Below are 21,910 nucleotides of genomic sequence, written 5' to 3'. Positions count from 1 at the left end.
CGCCTTCAAAGAACCGGCACGCACTAGCATTATTCTGTCATCTTTCTGAAAACCGTGGGGGAAACGTCATAATGCCGCTTGAACTGAGCCGCAAAATAGTTGGCGCTTTGAAAGCCGACCTGGAAGGCAATGTCGGTAATCGGCGCGGCGGTCTGACGCAACAGCAGGGCAGCTTGTTGCAGGCGAAAGGCCAGCAAAAAAGCCATCGGAGTCCGGTGAAAGGCCGCCTTGAAGAAACGGGTGAACTGTTCCGGGCTGAGATTAATGACGGCGGCTAACCCGGGGACGGTGAGCGGCTCGGCGAAACGGGCATTGAGATAGGTCAAAATTTGTTTCTGCCGCTGCTCCTGCAGCCGGGCTTGAGCGGTCCGTCGCGGGTCGGGAATCGGATTCGTTAAGAGCTGGGCCAGAATCAGCAACAGCAAACCTTTGAGCAGCAACGGCCGCTCGGGAGCCGTCGCGGCATAGACCGTTGCAAACTGATCCAACAACGGGGCCAGCACAGCCTGATTGACCATTCCGGGGGTGACCGTTGCGACGGTTCGGGTCTTAGTCAATACGGCCTGCACCGCATCAGTGGTTTCACTGGCAATAAAGCGCGGCGCAAAGACGATGGCTGAAAATTGGGCAGCCACCGGCGACGCCGGGACCACATGGGCCGCGTGGATCACGCGAGCGGGAATCAGCGCGGTAGTGCCGGCGGCCATTACCCGGGCGTGGCCGTTGATGATCAGTTCAATTTGGCCTTTCTCCACCGTGAATAGTTCCAGCTCATCATGCCAATGGGCGAAGAAAAAGAACCCGTCCCAACTGCGGCGGGCGTGACCGTACCAAGCCACAGGCAGCGTTAGCGTCCCGTGCCGGGTCGGCTCTTTGAGGGCCATCGCGGGATTCGTCATTTCATCCAGCGGTGCAGGAAGGCACCCATCACCAGCCAGAGCGCTAACGTGATGCCGATGGTAATGATCCAGCCCCAGGGACTATGCTGCGCCGGCAACGGCACGTTCATACCATAGAATCCGGTGACAATCGTCGGCACCGTCAGCAGCAAGCTCCAAACTGTCATGAATTTCATCACGTCGTTCAGGTTATTATTTAGAATCGAATCATACGTCTGGGACAGGTGATCCAACGTGTGGGAGGACAGCTCCGCCATCTCTAGGACCTGGTCCGCTTCAATAACGACATCGGCCAACTGCTCTTCTTCGCCCACCGTGAAGCGCTGGTAAATCGGATGGGCGTGGACCTGGCGCAGCACCATTGTATTCTGCTTGGCCGACCGGCTGAGATAGTCAGCGCGCAGACTCAAGTCGGACAGCCGCAACAGGGCCTTCTTGGTCGTATGCTTCCGCAGTTCGGGCACGATGGCCTTACGCTCGTTATCCACGGTCTGCACTAATGGCGCAAACATGTCGGTCAGCTTGACCAGGCAGGTGAATAAGGCACTGAACGGGGACGTCGTTTCCGTCTGCGCCAGCGTCCGGTACAATTTATCCGACACCCGCAGCGTCGTCCCGTTGTCCACCACCAGCAGCGTCATACCTTTGATGATGAACGTTAGCGGCGCGTCATAGACGTCATCCTCCGGCTGATCCCGGGGCACGTTGTAAATGAGTAAGAAAGTCCCCGTCGCCCGGTCCAGCTCCGCGTGGGGCGATTCGTCCTCGTCCAGGGCGTAAGTGATCACTTCTTCGGTAATGTGATATTTCGTACGCAGCAAGGTCTGCTCCGCGGGTTGTTTGCCGTTAATGATTTGCCAGTGAAATGTGTCCTCGGTCGTCATGGTACTCCTCCCCCAAATAAAACAATAAATCTATTATCGCACATTTGAAAAAACTCGCTATTCCCTAATTGGGACAGCGAGTCGGGGGTACATTAATTCTATTAAATTGGCTTTTCTCTCAATGTCTTAATCCCAAACAGTCGCGGCATCGTGGTTTCACCAGTCCCATTCAACTGCACCGTCACCGTGTGCGGTCCCAGATTAGTGGCGTCGGCCAACGCCAGCACGTCATCCGGCAGGGTCAGATAGGCCCAATAGAAGCCGTTCGCTGGTTCAGCATTGACGGTCACAGTGTCGATCGAAGCACCGCCCACCGCGATGACCGCCCGCTGACCGGCGTCTGCCGTGTTGAACTGCAAAGCCAAGTAATTGACCGCACTGTCCGGATCCACTTGCAGGTTATAGCTGAACCAGCCGTTGCTGCTGGCAGTGCGATACGTGTGCCCAGCGTAGTTGCCCACGGTGGCGTCGGCGCTGACCGCATAGTGCTTGCCGGCCTCGGCGTTGTTGTTATCGAAGAGGAGCAGGCGGTCAATGGTCCGGCGGGCGTCCGCTGCGGCGGCGGCCGCCTGTTTTTGAATCAGGCGATACGCATCGGAATCGGCTTGGGCGAGGGTCCAGTACACTGCGTAGAAGTTGCGGTTCAACTCAGCGTAAGGATGCAGCGTTAAGCCGTTCCCCTGGGCCAAGCCGCGGAGCTTGAACGTGAGCGGCCGGTCGTCGTCGGGATCGTCCACCCGGATCACATGGTCATCCAACACGGATAACCATGTCTTCGGAGTGAACCCGTCTTTAGGGACCAGCAGACTTTCCGCATGGGCGGTCTGGGAGAACTTGGCCACCCGGACTTTCACCCCGCCATAAGCGTAATCTCCTGGGGTGTCCTGATCTGTGGGCAGTGCCCCGGCGAGAATCGTGGGGCCGAATTGGAAAGCCACCCAATCGGGATTATCCGGGCTGGCGACCGTCCGTAAGACCGCCGGAATCGTGTAAAGCAAATCTAATGGGCCATCATTCACAGTAGTGGTGATCCAGTCGTCCGCCGGTTTGTCCTCGGCGGTGCGGGTGAAATCGCCGGCTGAAAGAGAAATCAGGTCATGATTGGCCCACGCCGGAATCCGCAAGTGCAGCCGCAGGGACGAGGCCAGGGGCTGGCTAGGATCCAACCGGTCAATCGTGATGTGCACGGCCGCCTGCTTGGGCAGGTTTGCCGTCTGCGTGATCTTGGCATTCAATTCCGGCAATATCAGCGTACTGCTGAAGAACATGTTGATGTACACATCGTGGTCATCAATGAAGTACAACGAATCGCTGAGTTTGGCAAAGTTCTCGATGCCGGTTCCCTGACAGCACCAGTATTCGCCTTGGGCGGTGCTGCCGTTTAAGCCCGTGCCAGGAACGCCGAACACCCGGGAATACCCGGCTTGCATTGGCTGAAAATAAGTGGTCATGCCGGTGTCTGGATCTTGGGAAGCCAAGATCGTATTTCTGAAGGTATGCTCGTAGTACTCCGAATAGCGGACATCACCGGTGACTCGAAACAGGAGCCGGGTCAGCTTCAGCATATTGTGGGCATTGCAGGTCTCACAGGTGGAATTATCGTTATACCCGCCGTCTTCAGTGCCGTTGGTCGTGGCATCCTGCCACAGTGCATCCGGGGAGTGGAAATGCTCCGATTGCGAGTTATCCCCGATGACGTAAGTATGATGGTCGATGACCATCTGCCAGAAATTCTCGGCCGCTTGGCGATACAGAATATCCAGAGCCAGCTGGTCTTTATTAGACAAGCGGAAATAATACAGCGGATTCTCCGTGTACACGACATACCGCGTGAGCGCGCCAATCAGTTTCGGAATCGTGGTGTTGGCATGCAAGCCCGGCAGCACGTCTTCGTTGTCCGCTAAGCGGGCAAACAACGGCACTTCATCGAACAGATGCGCAGCCGCTGCGTGCTGATCGTCGCCAGTGAGGGCAAACAACTCATAAAGCGCCGCGTTCATCCCACCGTATTCGGTTTTGAGCATATCAACCGCCGCATGTGCTTCGTGCCAGGCATTGATGAAATCCGAGAAACGGCTGGCCGCAGTCAGCGCCGTTGCCCGGATCGTTTCCGTCGGCCCCATCGTCGCTGTGTCCACCAGGCCTTGCAGAATTTTGTGCAAGTTGTAGAAAGGCACCAGCAAGCCATCCGCACCATCGGGCAGGGCTGCTGCTGGAAAGGCCGGAATGAAACCCGCTGATTCGGGATGCGCTTGACCATACGCCGTTTGGGCGGCGGCCAGGCCGTCCACCAGGGTGGTCAATTTAGCCGTCAGGGCCTTTTTCTCTTCGGGGGTCGCAGTCGTTGCGGTGCAGGCCTCGTTCAAGGCAGACAAATAGTGGCCCACAAAGTGACCAGTGAAGCGGGTGGGGCTGGTAGTCCCATCTGGATTGCGGTCGGCCGCCGGGCCGTTTTCCCACCCGCCGTAATTCTTTGCATCGCCGGTGGGCAATCCTGCGGTGGCGCGAAACTCGACCAGCAGGCGCGCGGGGTCGAAACCAAGCAGATAGGCGATTTCCAGTTTCGCCGCGTGCTGCAATCCGGGATCGGTCACGGTCACCCGGGCCATGTCCGCGCCCTGAAGGTAATGGTCCGGCGTGCGGTAGCGGGACAATAATGTATTCGTGACCATTTTTTAGTAAACATCTCCTCACTTTTAGTGAAAACGTATTCGACGCCCATCGTACCGCGTCCTTTACACTGGGTCAACTGGCCGGCACGGCCACCTTTCTGCTTAAAAACGTGCCCCATTCGACAACATAGCGTATCATAGTCGGTATATTAACCGTAATGGATGGGAGTACTGCTATGCGACTGGAATCAATGGGGCAACGACACGACGCGGGGATGTTGCCGAAATGGATCGTGAGCTTGATCAATCATCGGAGTGAAAAAGTAGCGGCTGTCCGCCAATCGCTGGTGCGGGCGGAATATCTCGGCCTGACTTGGCTCGATCAGCAAGTCGTACCGGTCTCTCGGGTGCAAGGAACGATTGGCACGGAGCACCAGCAGCTGGCTAAGGTCCAGGAAGCTCTGGTCCTGGTGGATCTCATCCCCGACTATTGGGTCATTGCTAAAATCGAAGCAGATGACCGCTGGCTGATCGTTAATCCCTATCTGTGCCTGTCGTTTGGCGTCAGCTTTCGAATTTCTGGCGGCCAAGTCAGCATTCAGACTTTCTATACCCCCATTACGGCCGCTGATGGGACGGGCCGGCGGGCCAAGGCTGCGGATATCTTGGAGGCGATTACACTATCGCCGTTAGGGACTGATCCAGCAGTGGGTCTCTTTAGCGAAACCGAAGGACTCACGATCCCGGATGTGCCGGTCACATCGTTCGTTTCGCCCAAGAAGCTATTGCAATTAGAAATCAGCGACGCTGCCGCGGCGCACTACCTCAATACCCTGAGCAGTGCCTGGCCGGAAGCCACCGCCGTCCCGGCCAATCAGGTGATGGACTTCACGCCGTTGGCGGAAGCGGCTCAAGCCAAGGGCGTCCGCGGCCGGCGGGCAAAAGTAATTCAGAACCTGATTGTCGACGCCGGACTAATTCCGACCTATTGGCAAGTCCGCAAGAGCCGGTCCACGTTTACATGGCAATTATTCAATCCATTTGTTGGCCGCCACGTCACGGTGGTCTTGGACCGGGGCGACGTGCCGCGGATTTATAAATACCAACTGCTCAGCACGAAGCACGTCATGACCGATATTACCACCCATTATTTGCTGGAAGCGGCGCTGCTTGCGCCGTTTTAATGATTCCTATGCCAACTTAGCACAGCACAGAAGGGGTTTGGCGGCATAGCCAATCCAAATTTCAACGATAATCGATTGAAGCGCTTGCATCGGTGCGAAAAACGTGCTACAAATAACTATGTAATCTTAATGATTACTGATTTGTGGGATTGTAACCGGCATTGCTGGGCATTACCCTTTCTGCTTGCGGAAGGAGTGTGCCCAGCAATGCCGGCTTTTTTGTTTGCCAACATTTTAGAGAACTGAGTTGCTTCACGCACAAATTTTTGTGGAAGGAGGAATAGCCCGATGCGGGTTGTTAAAAAGATCAACAACAACGTTGCAGTATGTATTGATGGTAATGGCAGTGAATTGGTTGCCTTTGGGAAGGGACTAGGATTTCCGAGAATGCCTTATGAACTTTCGGATTTGGGAAAAATTGATATGACATTTTATCAACTAAATGCACACTATCGGCAACTGTTAACTGAAATTCCAGAGGGTGTGTTCCAAGCAAGTGCAGAGATTGTTGCGAAGGCACGGGAGGTGCTTCCCAGGGAGCTGAATCCCAACACTGTTTTTAGTCTGGCAGATCATATCAACTTTGCCATTATTCGGCTCAAGGATTATCAGGGAGTTCAGCTTCCATTTTCGTACGATATCGCGCAAATGTTTCCAGCCGAAACACAAATGGGCGCATACGCTTTGACTGTAATCCGCAACAACCTTCATGTGCAGCTGCCCAAGTCTGAGGAAACGGCGATTGCAATGCATTTCGTTAATTCCCAAGCGATGGATAGTGAGGCAACACATGCCGATCCAACGGAAGAACTGATTAATCGATCGGTACGGTTGATTGAGAAACAATTTGATATTCAAATTGACCGGCAAAGCTTTACGTATAATCGTTTTGCAATGCATTTACGCTATTACATCAAGCGGGTACACGATCAGTCCCAATTGACGGCTGGTGAAGTGAATGATCTGTTTACAACCATGCAACGGGAAGAACCCATAGTATACCGCTGTGCACAAAGTATCGCGGATTTAATTGATTTGGAGAATGGCACAACGGGAACTACCGATGAGATTTTTTATCTGATGGTTTACGTTAAGCGATTAGTCAATAATGCTCAAACAAAGAAAGAAGGTTAATTTCATGAAAAATCAAGTAAGTCAATATCAACAAATGGGGAAAGATATTTTAGATGCGATTGGCGGTAGTGCGAACGTCACTTCGGTAACGCATTGCATGACGCGATTACGATTCATTTTGAAAGACAATAGTTTACCACAAGATGACCAGGTTAGCACAATTGATGGGGTTATTGGTGTCAACCGTTCTGCCGGGCAATATCAAGTGATTATTGGTCAAACAGTCGATAAAGTTTACGATGCGGTTTGTGCCCTTGGCGGTTTTACAAAAGCCAAGCCAATCAATGAAGATATCGACACGCAGCCTATCGCAAAGACGACTTTTTCCTGGCGGCGGCTTGGTGCAACTGTGATGAATAAATTGGCAGGCAGTCTAACACCGATGATTCCAATGCTGGTTGCCGCGTCCATGTTTAAGATGTTTGCAGCTGTACTCGGCCCAAGTATGCTGCATATATTAACGGGTAGCAGCGACATGTATCGTTTGCTAACTTTTGTGGGGGATGCTGGTTTTTATTTCTTCCCAATTGTTATCGGTTACACGGCGGCGAAACAATTCAATACGTCACCCATAGTGGCCATGTTTCTTGGAGCAATCATGGTTCATCCAGAATTAATTAAAATTGTAACAGCTGGCAAACCATTTTCGATCTTTGGCATACCGATGCATTTGGTTAATTACTCCAGTACTGTGATTCCAATTATTCTGTCTGTTTGGCTGATGAGTTATGTGGAACACACTTTGAAAAAGTATGTTCCTGCGGCACTAAGTACAATTTTTGTGCCAACACTGACAATTATTATTATGTTGCCCCTGACGCTTTGTGTGGTTGGCCCTGCCGGTGGATTCTTAGGCACTTATATTTGTAATGGTATCTTGGCTTTCGGTAAGTTGGGCGGCTTACCAACTATTTTGGCAATTGGTGTGATCGGTGCGCTGTGGGAATTATTGGTTATGACTGGCATGCACCTTGTTATGATCACAACTATGATGATGTTGATTGCTCAAGCTGGACAAGATAATTTTGTTACATTGGGCGCTGCGGCGGCCAGCATTTCTGTTGCTGGAATGTGTGTCGGCGCTGCCCTGCGTCTCAAAGATCCGAAACAAAAAGCACTTGCTTGGAGTTATTTACTCGCCAGTATTGTTGGTGGTGTGACCGAACCGGCGTTATACGGGATCGCTGTTCGTTATAAGCGAACATTCTTGGGCATGATGATTGGCGGTTTTGCTGGTGCGATTTACGCCGCTTTGACCCACGTTGCCGCCTATGTTGTAGTACCGGTTGCTAATTTCTTGTGTTTAACTGCTTATGTCCATAGCGATGTCGGCAATTTGATTAACGGTATTATTAGCGGGGTCATTGCATTTGTCGTAGCGGCAATTGCGACTTATATCATTGGTGTCGAAAAGAAGCCGCATAAAGCCAGCAAACAAGCACTGGTACATGATGCAAAAACAGTGGAGGGCTAACGATATGAAAACGAAAATTATTGTCAGAGCTGACGATTTAGGATATTCTCGAGCAGTAAATTTAGGAATTGCTGATACGGTTAAACATGGGATTATTAATAATGTTGGTTTGATGGTTAACATGCCGACAACTGAGAGTGGATTAGCCATGCTTCAAGGCGAGGATATCTGTCTTGGCTGTCACACCAATATCACAGCCGGCCGCCCCCTCACTGATCCGACCCGTATACCAAGTCTCGTGACGACAGATGGTTATTTTCGATCATCTCGCGATTACCGTACAACCAAGCAAGACTTTGTTGTACTGGCTGAGGCAGTAACTGAGGTTGAAGCACAATACCAACGATTTATTGATTTAACAGGACATAAGCCAGGTTACTTTGAAGGCCACGCCGTGGCGAGCAATAATTTTGTTAAGGCACTTCGAATCGTTGCCCGGCGGCACCACCTTGATTTTCTGGACTTCGCATTTGAGCACCAGCCAGTACCTTATCGCGGGATGAATTTATACATGGTTATGGAATCAATGCAACCGGGGTATGATCCGGTAGAAACCTTACGAAAGATGGCTGCTGTCCGCCACGATGACGGTTACGGTATGATGATTTGCCATCCAGGATACCTAGATAATTATATTTTGACCCATTCAACATTAACGGTTCCGCGGACGAAAGAAGTCGATATGCTTTGTGCACCTCGGACAAAGTCGTGGTTAATTGAACACCAGATTGAACTGATCAAGTATACGGACATAACGGCAAAGACCCCCACTACGCTTTGAAAGTGGATGGCAAGTCTGACGATATTGAAGGCTGCCGATGGTTTTGTTTATCTGACCATCAATGACATGAGTGTAAAAGCTATGCACGTCGGCAATCGGATCCGAGCATGCTTCGGCCAGGTTGTCAGCCAGCGCAAGACGTAGCGGACGACCTGTATACGGACGTTCCAGATCTGTTGACTGAACCAACGCAATTGACCCTGATTCCGTATTACGCTTGGGCCAATCGGGTAGACGGGCAGATGCAAGTTTGGCTGCAACGCGGCAGGTAATGGCCTAGACCAGAACGGTTGTAGAACATAAAGCTCAAAAAATCCCAAGATGTACACAACGATTAATCATTGTATGCGTTTTGGGATATTTATATACCAATCTTAACGGTTTGTTGCAAAAAGACGGTCGAAGTGATTATAATGGAACAAGTGGCTAATGGTTACTACCACAATAAAAATTGGAGGGTCCAATTATGGCATATCGTACCGTTTATCCATATACTAACGAAGTATTGCAGACGTATGATCCAGCGACCGACGCTGAGCTGGAGCAGGCGTTGGCTGCCGGCCACGCCCTATACAAGCAATGGCGGGATGCCGATCCTGCTCCGCGGGCGCGGATCCTGCGCCAAATTGCCGCGCGTTTGCGTGCCAAACGCACTGAATATGCAACAATCATGACCCATGACATGGGTAAATTGATCGGTGAATCGGAGGACGAAATTGATTTGTGTGCGGCGATTGCCGATTATTATGCAGAACACGGACCAGCCTTTCTGCAACCGCAACCGCTGCCAACGAACCAAGGCAAGGCGTACTACGTGCGGCAGGCGACTGGGGTATTGGTAATGGTGGAACCCTGGAACTTTCCGTTCTATCAAGTGATGCGGGTCTTTGCACCGAACTTCATGGCGGGAAATCCGATGATTTTGAAACACGCATCCATCACACCGGGATCAGCTGCAGCATTTCAGGAACTCGTGACTAGTGCCGGTGCTCCGGCCGGTGCGCTGACTAACTTGTTCATGTCATACGATCAGGTCAGTAAAGCCATTGCCGATCCGCGTGTGGCCGGCGTTGCGCTGACCGGTTCTGAACGGGGCGGCGCAAGCGTAGCCGCGGAAGCAGGCAAAAACTTGAAGAAGTCCTCTATGGAGCTGGGCGGTACCGATGTGTTCATCGCCCTTGATGATGCGGATTGGGACAGGGTTTACAAGTTAGCTCCGGCCGCCCGGCTAGCCAATAGCGGTCAGGTCTGCACGTCCGCCAAGCGGTTCGTTATTGCGGCCAGTCACTATGATGAATTCTTGGAGCATCTGAAGGCAGCGTTTGCCCTGCGCAAGCCCGGCGATCCCCTGGATCCGTTGACGACATTGGCGCCAGTATCGTCAGCGAGTGCGAAAAAGAAGATTCAAAGCCAAATCGATGAAGCAGTGGCCAATGGTGCCCAAGTCTATTATGGCAATGAACCGATCGATTTGCCTGGTCAGTTTGTCCAGCCGACCATTTTGACTGGATTAACGCCGGATAATCCGTTGTACAGCCAAGAAATATTTGGTCCTGTGGCCGAGGTCTTTAAGGTCGATAGTGATGATGAGGCGGTGGCCTTGGCCAACGATTCAAATTATGGTTTGGGCGGCGCTGTTTTCTCCCAAGACCAAGCCCGGGCAGAAGCGGTGGCAGCCCGCATTGAGACTGGCATGACGTTTATTAACCAGTCCTTGCGCAGCGTACCGGAATTACCCTTTGGCGGCGTGAAGAACTCCGGTTATGGCCGGGAATTGAATAAATTAGGCTTCAGTACTTTCACGAATGAACATTTGATCGTAGCGGCACCGCAAGACTAGCTGCGGTTTCCAGATGACCCTGACATGCTTTGCAAGCAAAGTGTGCCGGGGTTTTCTTCGTAATGAGGCATATGGTCATGTACGCATCTTTCTGAAAATTAGGTCACCTATACTTGTAACGTAACAAATTTTGAGCAACCTATTTTTGGGAGGATCGTTATGACGAATAGAAATGGATTATTGCGGACCGGCACAGCGTTATTACTGGCGGGCACATTAGCTGCGGGGCCGGGTCCGGCGGTGGTCACTGCCGCAGCAGCGGATAATGCGCCGGTCACGGTGGACCAGCAGGCAGCGGAGCCAACGGCGCCCAAGCAGCCAGCCGGGCCGGAGACGCCCAGTCAAAAGATCAGCGAGACCCTGCGCTTTCGCCTGCAAAATGGTGCCCCGGCCAGCTATGGCACGCCATTGACGATTGAATTCTACGATGCTCAGGCCCCGGAGAAGCTGATTAGTACGAAAGAATTGGCGGCCACCCAGGACGAAACACCCACGGCGGCCAATTCAGAGATCACGATTTCTGACGCCGATGGGTTCCAACCTGGGAAGTCCTACGCCATCAAGCTTAAAGCGGGGGATGAGGCGTGGCAGGCGGTTCCGGGGACGATTGTATTCACAGCGGCGAAGGAGGCGGTGCAGATCGACGTTGATCGATTTGCATTGTTAAAAGGGGTCAAACAGTTTCAACTGGTAGATGAAGCCGGGCAGCCGGTGCAAGCCGTTGTCCGGGCGATTCCAAATATTGTCAACGGTGAGCAAGAAGCTGATGTTCAGCAAAGTGATGAGCAGGGGCTGGTCACCTTTTCAACCGCTGACGCGGGCTTCCGGCGGACGGTGATTTATCACCTGGCGGTTGAGGGATATACGTTCACTGATGGCGTACTGAATTGGAATCTGCTTGGGGGTGAAAAGGGGACCGACGTGACCAAGTTAACGGTGGTTAAAGTCGACCCTCAGCCCGTACCAGTACCGGATCCGTCACCGGTTCCAGCGCCGCAGCCAGTACCGGCCCCTGATCCAACACCGGCGCCGCAGCCCCAAGCCGACCCGCGCACCAGCGTCACTGGGGCGGTTTATATTGCCAGTGGCACAGCGCCCCAATATCACTGGGATGCCCAGACTAATCAGTTAACGCCGAAAGACGCCGCCTTTGATTTGACCCAAGGAACGGGCTGGCAGATTGCGTGGCGGCTGGTAACGCCCAACGGCGATGTGTATTACAGTGTAGCCAATGACAGCTATGTCGCGGCCAAAGATGTGGTCCGCACGCAAGGCTTTCAGAAACTGCGCGGCGTGGTGACGGTGAACGCATCTGGTGCTGCTTTGCGGCAGGGTACGACTGACTCGGACGGCGCAATCAGTCGGCAATTACCCGCTGGTTCCCAGTGGCAATTCTATGGGATTGCAAAAAATGCCGACGGTACCAGTGCGTATTTGCTTGGCGGCAATCAATGGATCAGCACGACTCAAGCGGACATTAGCACCGGCCAAACCCATGGGGTGTTCCGCGTAGACGCCGCCGCAACGGAAACGGTTGACCGCAACGGCCAGACGCTGGCCCGCACCTTGCCTGCTGGTTCCGGTTGGCGCGTGGCCAGCCTGCGGACTTTCCACGGTCAGTTATATTATCAAGTGGCTGCCAATGTGTTTGTGCCGGCTGTGGCCGGAGCGTATCAAGCCCAGGACTGATTCGATAGTTCAATGACAGTTGACATTCCGCAAAATGGTGTTATGCTATTTCTCAATTAAAGTGCAACAGAAAAACGGACTAAGTGAGTAGCCAAGACAGGACTGTACAGAAAACCCGGATTGCTGAGAGCGGGGTAGCCAGTCGCGGCGAATATGGCTTAGCAACCCGGCATACCGAACCGTTAGGCAAGGCTATGATGATTGGCGGCCATTACCCCGCACGCGGATGATTTCGTCCGTCGAGTGGATCGTTTTTGACGATCAAGTGGAATGGTACCGTGGGGCAGCTCACTTCTAACTAACAAAAGTTAGAAGTGGGCTGTTTTTTTGTTAGAGGGCGCAGGCCGACGGTTAGCGGCGTAGGCATAAGGACCAGGATGCAGAAAACCCGCACTTAGGTTTTATGCATCCTGGTCCTTATGCCCTAGCCGCTGTCGGCCGGAGCCCGTTTCGGCGAGGCTGCCTCCCGGACGATCCAATCAGTGCAAGTTTTTTTGTTGGCAGCACAATTTGGAGGAATGGAATGATGGTAAAGAACAAGTTTGTGATAGGCGCGATTGGCATATTGGCGGCAGCAGCGGTCGTTTTGGCTGGGTGCAACAGCCAAAGCAAGGGCAGCAGCGCGGCCAGTACCAGCAGTACCGCCAGCCAGCAAAAAACATTGAAGATCCTGGTATCCGCCGAGATCCCCCAGCTGGATTCAGCGAAGAGTTATGACGTGGTCAGCGACAGTCAAATTTTCAATTTCCAGGAAGGGTTGTATAAATTGGGCAAGAAAGACGCCGTCGTGCCGGCAATCGCCCAGAGCCAGCCCACTGTCAGCAAAGATGGTCTGACCTATACGATCAAGCTTAAAAAGAACGCCGCCTGGAGCAACGGTGCCCCGGTCACCGCCCAGGACTTTGTTTTCGCCTGGCGGCGGGCGGTGGATCCTAAGACCAAGTCCCAGAACGCGACCAAGCTGTTTTCCCTGGCCAATGCTGAGGAAATCAATGCCGGTAAAAAGCCGTTGACCGATTTGGGGGTCAAAGCAGTGGGGGACGATACCCTGCAAGTGAAATTAGCGATTGCCAATCCCTATTTCCTGCGGGAATTGACGGGCACCAATTATTTTCCGCAAAACGAGAAATTTGTTAACAAGGTCGGCGCCAAGTACGGCACGGCAGCCCAATACGTCCTGGCTGACGGCCCATTTATCATCAAGGATTGGAACGGCACCAGCGACAAGTGGTCCTTCGTCAAGAACCCGCATTACTATGATGCCAAACAGGTGAAGCTGACCAAGGTCGATGTATCGGTGGTGACGAATGCCGCTACCCAGGCCCAGACCTTTGATCAAAAGACGGCGGATATCACGCCGGTATCGGGTGAATTTATTGAGAAATACGCTAAAGATCCAGCATATCACCGCATTTCTTCCTATGGCACCAGCAATGTGGAAATTGATACGACTTCTGAGGGGCATCCGGAGCTAGGGAACGTCAACTTCCGGCGGGCGCTGTTCTACGCCGTGGATCGCAAGGCGCTGACCGGTCAGGTACTGAAGGACGGCTCGGTGCCGGCAGTGGGCTATCTGGCCCCTGGGGCGCTGCGCAACCCGGCCAACGGCAAGGATGTCAATACGGAATTGGGCACGCTGACGTATTACAGCAAGGCCAAGGCCCGCAAGTATCTTGCGCTGGCCAAGAAGGAATTGGGCAAGGATAAATTCACACTGACCTTGAAGGGCAGTGACACCGATGCGGGCAAGCGGACAACCGAGTACCTGCAATCCGCCTTCCAAAACGCCCTGCCCGGCGTGACCGTTGATGTGCAAAATATTCCGGCCAAGTCCCTGTTTGCCTCGTTAATGTCCTATAACTTCCAACTGGACACTGGCGGTTGGGAAGCTGAGGCCGATCCGTCCGTGCTGCTGCAACAGTTCACCACCGGCTACACCCACGACCATGGCGGCTTCAGCAACAAACAGTACGATCAGCTGGTCAAAGATGCCCAGGGCAAAGACGCCGCCAATGCCCAACAACGGTATACGGATCTGAAGGATGCCCAGAAAATCTTGTTGGACCAAGCCGTCGTTGTACCGCTGTATCACTCAGCGACGAATCTGTTGATCAATACGCAGCTCAAGGGTGTGCAGACCCACGCCTTTGGCCAGACGTATGATTTCTCCCGGGCCTATTTCAAATAATATCAGCATCCTCCGCCAACCCGGCGGGGGATTTTTTGAGCAGCAAAAAACCGCCAAGACACTGAAATTCAGCATCCTGACGGTGGTGTAACCTGAGTGGAGCCTAACGGACTTGAACCGTCGACCTCCTGCATGCCATGCAGGCGCTCTCCCAGCTGAGCTAAGGCCCCATTTGCTATCGCTCAAACTATATTACAGGAAGACAGAATGAAAAGCAAGCCTTGTGAGTCAATTATTTTTCTGCCGGCCCGGTGTCTGCATCGGTGTACATCGCCTGTACCAGGGCGTCGCTGACCCGCTGGGCAACTAGGGCCTTGGTGGCTAAGTGCACAAGTTCGCGGACGGCCGGCGATGCGGATTGAGCCGTTGGTGTGGTGAGCGGCACAGCCGCGTCAGTTTCTGCCGCAGCCTGAGCGTTGTATGCCTGTACCCATAAATCATAAGCTTCTTCCCAGGACAGCTCAGCAGTCAAAGTGGTTAGATAGTGATGGACGACATCCAGTGAATAGAGTGTTTTGAGCAGCGTCACCAGGATGATCTGGGCTAACTGAGTGCGGCCGTACCGTTTCTTGTCGGGCCGGGAAACCAAGCCTTGCTTGACGTAGCTGTTCACCATGGACTTGGTGACCTCCGTCCCGGTGACCATCATGGTGTAACGATTTGTTTCGCTGATCACTTGGTCCATGTATAGACCGATGTCGCTGAGATCAGCAAACAACGGCAACTGATGCCGCCGAAACTGCTGAATCCATGTTTTGAAAGCCTCAGTGAACGTGCAGATCGCTTCCCTTCTTACTATCCGCCATTATATCATAGAAGAAAAGGGGTACAAATTCAGTAAAAGCGCTTGCAAGCAAATCGATTGTACCCTATAATTTGTACTGACAAGTTGACACAATGGGAGAAATCGTTATGGAGAAAAAATACGAGATCGTTACCGCGACCATTCGGGAGTGGATCACGGGTGGACGATACCAGATCGAAGATAAACTACCAACAGAATCTGAATTAATGAGTCAATTCCAAGTAAGCCGGCACACGGTCCGCAAGTCGCTATCTGACTTGGAAGTGCAGGGCTTTATCTACCGCATCCAAGGCGGCGGGTCTTTCGTCGCGGATTACAAACACAACGCGAACCGCAGCGAGGCTCACACCAAGACGGTGGCGGTCTTGACCACCCACATTACGGACTACATTTTCCCGGCCATCATCTCGGGTATTGAAAGTCAGCTGTCGGCGAATGCTATTTCCATGCTGCTGTCCAGCACGCAAAACGACGAAACACTAGAGCGGAAGAATCTGGAGAAATTCCTGGATGACGATATTCAAGGGGTGATCGTGGAACCGACGAAGAGTGCCTTTACGATTCAGAATGAGGCGTTCTACAAGCGGTTTACCGATGCCCATATTCCTATCCTGACCATCGATGCTAAATCGAATAACGGGACCATTCCGTACTTCATCATGGATGATTTCAAGGGCGGCGTGATGGCTGCCCAGGCATTGATCGACGCCGGTCACGAGCATATTCTCGGGGTTTTCAAGTCCGACGATCAGCAGGGCATTTTGCGGATGAACGGTTTTAGCGAAGCCTTGCAGAAGAGTCAGGGCAGTATTCGCGGCGAGGTGCTGCTGTATCAATCTGAAACCGGCGAAGCCAAGCTGAAACAGCAGATCACCCATATCTTGCAGGAGACCGATCCGCCCACCGGGATCGTCGGCTACAATGACCAGATTGCGCTGGTAGCGTACAACGCCGCCCGCGCTGCGGGCTTGCAGGTGCCCGATGACGTCTCGCTGGTCGGCTTCGATAATTCCCTGTTGGCATCGCGGTTGGGCATCCGCTTGACCAGCATCAACCATCCGAAGTCTCAGATGGGCCAGGATGCGGCCGAGTTGATGATCAAAATGCTGCAGGATCCGTTACATGATTTCAGCGATGAGGCTAAAATCTATCCGCCAGAAATGGTCACCGGCGACTCGGTGCGGCCAGTGCTGGGGGCACATGACCAGGCATCAGGCGAATAGATTGGCAGGGCTGGCTAATGGCTGGCCCTTTTTCTTTGGCCTTAAGTTACCCAAATGACTAATCTCAAATACAATCATTAGCCATTTACCCCTTGAAATGGCTTACACCGTTCGTTACCATATGGATTGTAATCAAATTGTTCGGACAACTTTTCGGGAGGAAATTATGACGACAGAGAAGCAGCCAATCGTGGCCCAGCGGGCTGACCCGTTTGTTTACCGCCACACGGATGGCTATTACTATTTCACCGGGTCGGTGCCCGGGTATCAAGAAATCGAGGTACGCCGGGCCAAGACATTGGCCGGTCTCGAAAACGGAGAACGAGTAACCGTTTGGCACGCCCACGAGCGGGGGCCGATGAGTCAATTAATCTGGGCGCCGGAAATTCATTATATGGATGGCGCTTGGTATATCTATTTTGCGGCAGCGGACGACGCCAATACCCGCAACACCGAGCACCATCACCGGATGTTTGTGCTGCGCAACCGCAATGCCAGTCCCATGAATACGGACTGGGAAGAAATGGGCCAGGTTCAGACGCCCCAGGACAGTTTCAGTCTGGATGCTACGGTTTTCCGGCATGACCAGCAGTGGTACTACGTGTGGGCTCAGCTGACACCAGCCACCCGCACCAGTTCCGATATTTATATTGCCCGACTGGCGAATCCGTGGACCTTGGCGACGGCGCCGATTATGCTGTCGATGCCGGAGTATGACTGGGAACGGTCCGTATATGCGGTCAATGAAGGCCCGGCGGCCATCGTGCACGGGGATAAAGTTTTCATTACCTATTCGGCCAACGCCACGGATGAACATTACGCCATGGGGCTGTTGTGGGCTAATGCCAGTAGTGATCTGTTAAACGCCTATTCCTGGCATAAGCGCCAGACGCCGGTCTTTACCTCCAGTACCGTTCATTCGTTATATGGACCGGGGCACAACAGCTTTACCACCAGTCCGGACGGACAGCAGGACATTCTGGTCTATCATGCCCGGCCATACGATAATGCCCATCTGCAGGGCGGCTTTCTGGGCAATCCAGATCGGCATGCGTACGCCCAATCATTTATCTGGAACAGCGACGGCTTCCCTGTTTTTGGTACTCCGGGGGACAATTAGAAAGGATTGCATACATCATGGGAACAGTTTATATCGACGATCATCGGCCGCTGGGCCGCATTAATAAGGATATTTATGGTCAATTTTCTGAACATCTGGGCCGCTGTATTTATGGCGGCCTGTGGGTCGGGCCGGATTCGGACATCCCGAACACCAATGGGCTGCGCAATGATGTGGTCACCGCGTTGAAGGATATTCAGGTACCCGTCCTGCGCTGGCCGGGCGGCTGCTTCGCCGATGAATACCACTGGCAGGACGGCATCGGGCCGAACAGTCAGCGCAAGACGATGGTCAACAATAACTGGGGCGGGGTGACGGAAAATAATCACTTCGGCACCCACGAGTACTTCGAACTGCTCCAGCAAATCGGCGCAGCGGCGTATATCAACGGCAATGTCGGCAGCGGCACGGTGCAGGAGATGCAGGAATGGGTCGAGTACATGACCATGAACGGTACCTCGCCGATGGCCGATCTACGAGCCAAAAACGGCCACCCGGACCCCTGGCCGGTGAAATACTTCGGCGTTGGCAACGAAAGCTGGGGGTGCGGCGGTAATATGCGGCCGGAATACTATGCGGATTTGTATCGCCGCTACCAGACCTTTGTCCGGAATTATGATCCGGCGCACCCGCTGACGAAGATTGCCTGCGGCCCCAGCAACGATGATTATCACTGGACCGATGAAGTGATGAAAATCGCCGGCCACTACTTGGACGGCATCAGCCTGCACCATTACGCGCTGCCCTCAATCACCTGGAGCGGGAAGAAAGGCGCAGCGCTGAGTTTTCCGGAGCAGGAATGGGTGTCACTGATGCAGAGTGCCAATGAAATGGAAGAACTGATCACCCGGCACAGTGCCATCATGGACAAGTATGATCCGGACAAAAAGAAGAGTCTGGTCGTAGACGAGTGGGGCAGCTGGTACGACGTGGAACCGGGGACGAATCCGGGCTTCCTGTATCAGCAGAATACCATTCGCGACGCGTGTGTGGCGGCGTTGACGCTGCACATTTTCCAGCACCACGTGGACCGCGTGCATTTAGCCAATATCGCCCAGATGGTCAACGTGTTGCAGGCGATGATCCTGACGGACGGCGCCAAGATGATCAAGACGCCGACGTATTACGTCTTCAAGATGTTTTTGGATCACCAGGACGCCACGGCGTTGAATACCCAAGATGACCTGCCAGATACGGTGACCACCTCGGTATCAAAAACGGATAAAGGGTATCTGCTGTCCCTGGTGAATTATGGTTTAACCGCGGCAGAAGAGGTGCGGTACGCATTCCAGACCCACACCGTGACTGCGGCCCAGGGGGAAATCCTGCACAGCACTACCATGGATGCCCATAATGACTTCGAGGCACCGGATGTGGTCCAGCCGGAAGCGATGACGGCGGGGCTGACCCATGATGCCCATCAGGTGACGGTAACGATCCCGCCGATGAGTGTCGTGACGGTCCATGTCCAATAAAGTGCCCTGCTGGACTTGCGGAGATTTGGTCCAGACCGATCCGGATCAAGTCGCGCAAACCATTGCGGACCAATTAGCCCTGGAAGTGGGTAATATTGTGCCCGCAGCGGTGCGGGATGCCCGGCTGGCCGTATGCACGCAATGCCCATTTTTCCAAAACGGCACCTGCACCCAGTGCGGCTGCTATGTCCGCTTTCGCGCTAGTTTAAAGAACAAACACTGTCCTCTGAATCATTGGTCTGACGATAAGGAGTCATCTAAATGACTGAAAACGTACCGACAATTACTGTCCATCCCGACCAACCCGGGGCTGACCTGGGGGATCTCTATGGGATTTTCTTTGAAGACTTGAACCATGCCGCTGATGGCGGGTTGTACGCCGAAATGGTGCAGAACCGGTCCTTCGAGTTCTGTATGGTCGACAACCCGGAGTACCATGCGCTCACGGCCTGGGAAACGGCCCAAGGGACGCCGCTGCAACCGACGCCGTTGACGCTGCGGGTGCTCAGCGACGCGCCCTTGAACCCGACTAACCAGCACTATTTGCAGGTGGATACCCATGAACCGTTGACGATCCGCAATCACGGTTACAATCAGGGAATGTATTTCCAGAACGGCGCCGTCTACAATTTCTCCGTCTTTGCTCGTAAACTGTACGCTCCGGTGACTTTGACAATTGCGCTCACCGATGAGACTGGGCAGGTGCTGGCCAGCGGCGAGACGGTGATCGCCGCGAATGACTGGCGCCAATACCGGGTGTCACTGGTGAGTCAGGCGACGACCACTACTGGCCGACTGCAAGTGACCATTAGCGGCAACGCCCATGTGAGTCTGGACATGATCTCCCTGTTCCCTAAGGATACCTTCAAGGGCCGAGCTAATGGGGTGCGCAAAGACTTGGGCGAAAAGCTCGCTGCTTTGCAGCCGAAGTTCATGCGGTTCCCGGGCGGCTGTTTGGTTCACGACGGCAGCTTAGACCCGCGGGACCGGGATGCCAGCTACCGCTGGAAGAATTCCATCGGCCCGGTTGAAGCCCGGCCTGCCCGGCGCAATTCCTGGGGGTATAACCAGACGCTGGGGTTAGGCTATTTCGAACTTTTCCAATTGGCTGAAGACATTGGCACCACGCCGTTACCGGTCCTGCCCGGCGGCTGGGACCCCCACCATCAGTGGGGTGCACCCTTGGCCGAACTCCAACCGTTTATTGACGATGCGCTGGATCTGATCGAATTTGCCAATGGCGCGCCAGATACGGAGTGGGGCGCGCAGCGCGCAGCAATGGGTCATCCGGCCTCGTTTAATTTGCGCTATATCGCCATCGGCAACGAAGAAGTCGGGCAAGCGTTCTTTGACCGCTATCCCCAGTTCCACGCCCAGATCAAGGCCCGTTATCCCGACATGAAGATTATTAACTCCGCGGGCCCGTTTGCGGCCGGCAGCGAGTTTGACCGCGGCTGGAACAGTGCCCGGAAGCAGCACAGCGATTTAGTCGACGAACATTATTACTGCACCCCGAACTGGTTTCTTGCGAATCAGCACCGGTACGACACATATGATGCGCACGGGCCGAAAGCATTTCTCGGGGAGTATGCCTCCTGGGGTAATCACTGGGGGAATGCACTGGCGGAAGCCAGCTACATGATTGGTTTGGAGCGTAACGCGGACAAAGTCGGGCTGGCTTGTTATGCGCCATTGCTGTGCAACACTGATTACCGGAATTGGGCGCCAGACCTGATCTGGTTCAATCAGCATCAAGTCTACGGCAGCGTCAATTATGATGTGCAAAAGCTCTTCATGAACTGGCAGGGCCAGCACAACATTGCCCATACAGAGACCAATATGCCTGCCGCCACCCCGCTGCCCGCCGCGCCCACGACTGGGGCGGTCCGCTGGCAGGGCGACGGTGCAGATGTCGCGTACAGCAATATGGCGTATACCGACCTGCTCACAGAGACCACCCAGCATTTGGCCGATGGAACAGTCAAAGAGCAGGATCGGGCTGAGGTACTGGCGAAAACCAGCGGCTACTTCCGCCTGACCTTCGATTTCGTCAAGACCGGCGGCCGGCCGGATAAGGGCGTCCACTTGGATTTCGGCGTCGCGGATGAGCAGCACAAGTTCAGCTGGGTGTTAGGCGGCTGGCAAAATCAGGACGCGCTGATCAGTCAGGACGACGAGGGCGGTAACAGCTGCTTGACCGAATCCATTTGGCACGTCGAACCAAACATGCCCTATCACTGCGAATTGACGGTGGACGGCGACCATATTACCGGCAAGATCAACGGTCACGTCTTCAACAATATCCGTATTCCCAGCGGCGAAATTGCCCCATTGTACATCAACACCACCAGTATCGCCGGGCACGTGATCGTGAAATTGGTTAATGTGCAGGCTGCCGCCCAGACCGTCGAAGTGACCGGCCTGCCCGATGGCGAAGCCCTGGTGCTGACCCAGCACGCTGATCCGACTGCCCAGAATTCGTTTGCCCACCCCGACACCGTCATGAAGGCAGAGACGCCCCTGGGGGTGGTGAACCATACGGCATCAATCACCGTGCCGGCTTACGGAATCGTCTTCGTCGTTTCGAGAGGAGAAAAATAAT

At 53.7% G+C, this 21,910-nt stretch carries 17 protein-coding genes and 1 tRNA gene; 13 read left to right on the top strand and 5 right to left on the bottom strand.

Annotation, left to right across the window (positions count from 1 at the left end; translation table 11 throughout):
* Nucleotides 1-29: 29 nt before the first annotated feature.
* From FMM01_RS09635 to FMM01_RS09625, 3 genes are all read right to left on the bottom strand, one after another.
* Nucleotides 30-884, bottom strand: coding sequence for a helix-turn-helix domain-containing protein (locus tag FMM01_RS09635; protein WP_190973328.1), 855 nt, complete (start codon nt 882-884; stop codon nt 30-32).
* A gap of 11 nt (nt 885-895) precedes the next feature.
* Nucleotides 896-1,783 carry a magnesium transporter CorA family protein gene (locus FMM01_RS09630; protein ID WP_150392368.1) on the bottom strand — a complete coding sequence of 296 codons (888 nt, stop codon included), beginning with the start codon at nt 1,781-1,783 and terminating at the stop codon, nt 896-898.
* Between the two features lie 101 nt (nt 1,784-1,884).
* Complete coding sequence (locus tag FMM01_RS09625; protein ID WP_150392367.1) at nt 1,885-4,455, bottom strand: beta-L-arabinofuranosidase domain-containing protein; 2,571 nt, start codon at nt 4,453-4,455, stop codon at nt 1,885-1,887.
* A 176-nt stretch (nt 4,456-4,631) separates the two neighbouring features.
* On the opposite strand from FMM01_RS09625, the gene FMM01_RS09620 reads away from it, so the two are divergent.
* The 8 genes from FMM01_RS09620 (at nt 4,632) to FMM01_RS09590 (ending at nt 14,685) form a co-directional block, all read left to right on the top strand.
* Nucleotides 4,632-5,579 (top strand): hypothetical protein, encoded by a 948-nt coding sequence (locus FMM01_RS09620; protein ID WP_150392366.1) that lies wholly within the window; start codon nt 4,632-4,634, stop codon nt 5,577-5,579.
* Nucleotides 5,580-5,867: 288 nt separating this feature from the next.
* On the top strand, nt 5,868-6,713 hold the full coding sequence (locus tag FMM01_RS09615; RefSeq protein WP_150392365.1) for a PRD domain-containing protein: 846 nt from the start codon (nt 5,868-5,870) through the stop codon (nt 6,711-6,713).
* 4 nt (nt 6,714-6,717) lie between these two features.
* The gene (locus FMM01_RS09610) at nt 6,718-8,187 is read left to right on the top strand and encodes a PTS transporter subunit EIIC (RefSeq protein ID WP_150392364.1); all 1,470 of its coding nucleotides are present in this window, start codon (nt 6,718-6,720) and stop codon (nt 8,185-8,187) included.
* A gap of 4 nt (nt 8,188-8,191) precedes the next feature.
* Complete coding sequence (locus FMM01_RS09605) at nt 8,192-8,968, top strand: ChbG/HpnK family deacetylase (RefSeq protein WP_150392363.1); 777 nt, start codon at nt 8,192-8,194, stop codon at nt 8,966-8,968.
* A 107-nt stretch (nt 8,969-9,075) separates the two neighbouring features.
* Nucleotides 9,076-9,240, top strand: a complete 165-nt coding sequence (locus tag FMM01_RS16270) for a hypothetical protein (RefSeq protein WP_190973327.1) — start codon at nt 9,076-9,078, stop codon at nt 9,238-9,240.
* Between the two features lie 194 nt (nt 9,241-9,434).
* Complete coding sequence (locus FMM01_RS09600; RefSeq protein ID WP_150392362.1) at nt 9,435-10,808, top strand: NAD-dependent succinate-semialdehyde dehydrogenase; 1,374 nt, start codon at nt 9,435-9,437, stop codon at nt 10,806-10,808.
* A 159-nt stretch (nt 10,809-10,967) separates the two neighbouring features.
* Nucleotides 10,968-12,497: a hypothetical protein gene (locus FMM01_RS09595; RefSeq protein WP_150392361.1), complete on the top strand. Its 1,530-nt coding sequence runs from the start codon at nt 10,968-10,970 to the stop codon at nt 12,495-12,497.
* Nucleotides 12,498-13,020: 523 nt separating this feature from the next.
* Complete coding sequence (locus tag FMM01_RS09590; protein ID WP_190973326.1) at nt 13,021-14,685, top strand: peptide ABC transporter substrate-binding protein; 1,665 nt, start codon at nt 13,021-13,023, stop codon at nt 14,683-14,685.
* Nucleotides 14,686-14,782: 97 nt separating this feature from the next.
* On the opposite strand, the gene FMM01_RS09585 is transcribed toward FMM01_RS09590, so the two are convergent.
* Nucleotides 14,783-14,855 (bottom strand) — tRNA-Ala (locus FMM01_RS09585).
* Between the two features lie 62 nt (nt 14,856-14,917).
* Nucleotides 14,918-15,409 carry a DUF1836 domain-containing protein gene (locus FMM01_RS09580; protein WP_150392359.1) on the bottom strand — a complete coding sequence of 164 codons (492 nt, stop codon included), beginning with the start codon at nt 15,407-15,409 and terminating at the stop codon, nt 14,918-14,920.
* 188 nt (nt 15,410-15,597) lie between these two features.
* Between FMM01_RS09580 and FMM01_RS09575 the strand changes: the two genes are divergently transcribed.
* From FMM01_RS09575 to FMM01_RS09555, 5 genes are all read left to right on the top strand, one after another.
* Entirely contained in the window at nt 15,598-16,713 is a 1,116-nt protein-coding gene (locus FMM01_RS09575; RefSeq protein WP_190973325.1) for a GntR family transcriptional regulator, read from the top strand.
* A 166-nt stretch (nt 16,714-16,879) separates the two neighbouring features.
* A complete protein-coding gene (locus FMM01_RS09570) occupies nt 16,880-17,833 on the top strand; it encodes a glycoside hydrolase family 43 protein (protein ID WP_150392357.1) in 954 nt (317 codons plus the stop codon).
* A gap of 17 nt (nt 17,834-17,850) precedes the next feature.
* Nucleotides 17,851-19,308: an alpha-N-arabinofuranosidase gene (locus FMM01_RS09565; protein WP_146994815.1), complete on the top strand. Its 1,458-nt coding sequence runs from the start codon at nt 17,851-17,853 to the stop codon at nt 19,306-19,308.
* The gene (locus FMM01_RS09560; RefSeq protein WP_146994814.1) at nt 19,298-19,573 is read left to right on the top strand and encodes a DUF6171 family protein; all 276 of its coding nucleotides are present in this window, start codon (nt 19,298-19,300) and stop codon (nt 19,571-19,573) included. The genes FMM01_RS09565 and FMM01_RS09560 overlap by 11 nt, the downstream gene beginning before the upstream one ends.
* Nucleotides 19,570-21,909 carry an alpha-L-arabinofuranosidase C-terminal domain-containing protein gene (locus tag FMM01_RS09555; protein ID WP_150392356.1) on the top strand — a complete coding sequence of 780 codons (2,340 nt, stop codon included), beginning with the start codon at nt 19,570-19,572 and terminating at the stop codon, nt 21,907-21,909. Before FMM01_RS09560 ends, FMM01_RS09555 begins: the two co-directional genes overlap by 4 nt.
* Nucleotide 21,910: the final 1 nt, after the last annotated feature.

This window comes from Schleiferilactobacillus harbinensis, assembly GCF_008694105.1.
Classification (GTDB): Bacteria; Bacillota; Bacilli; order Lactobacillales; family Lactobacillaceae; genus Schleiferilactobacillus; species Schleiferilactobacillus harbinensis.
This window is presented reverse-complemented; position numbering and strand designations above follow the sequence as displayed.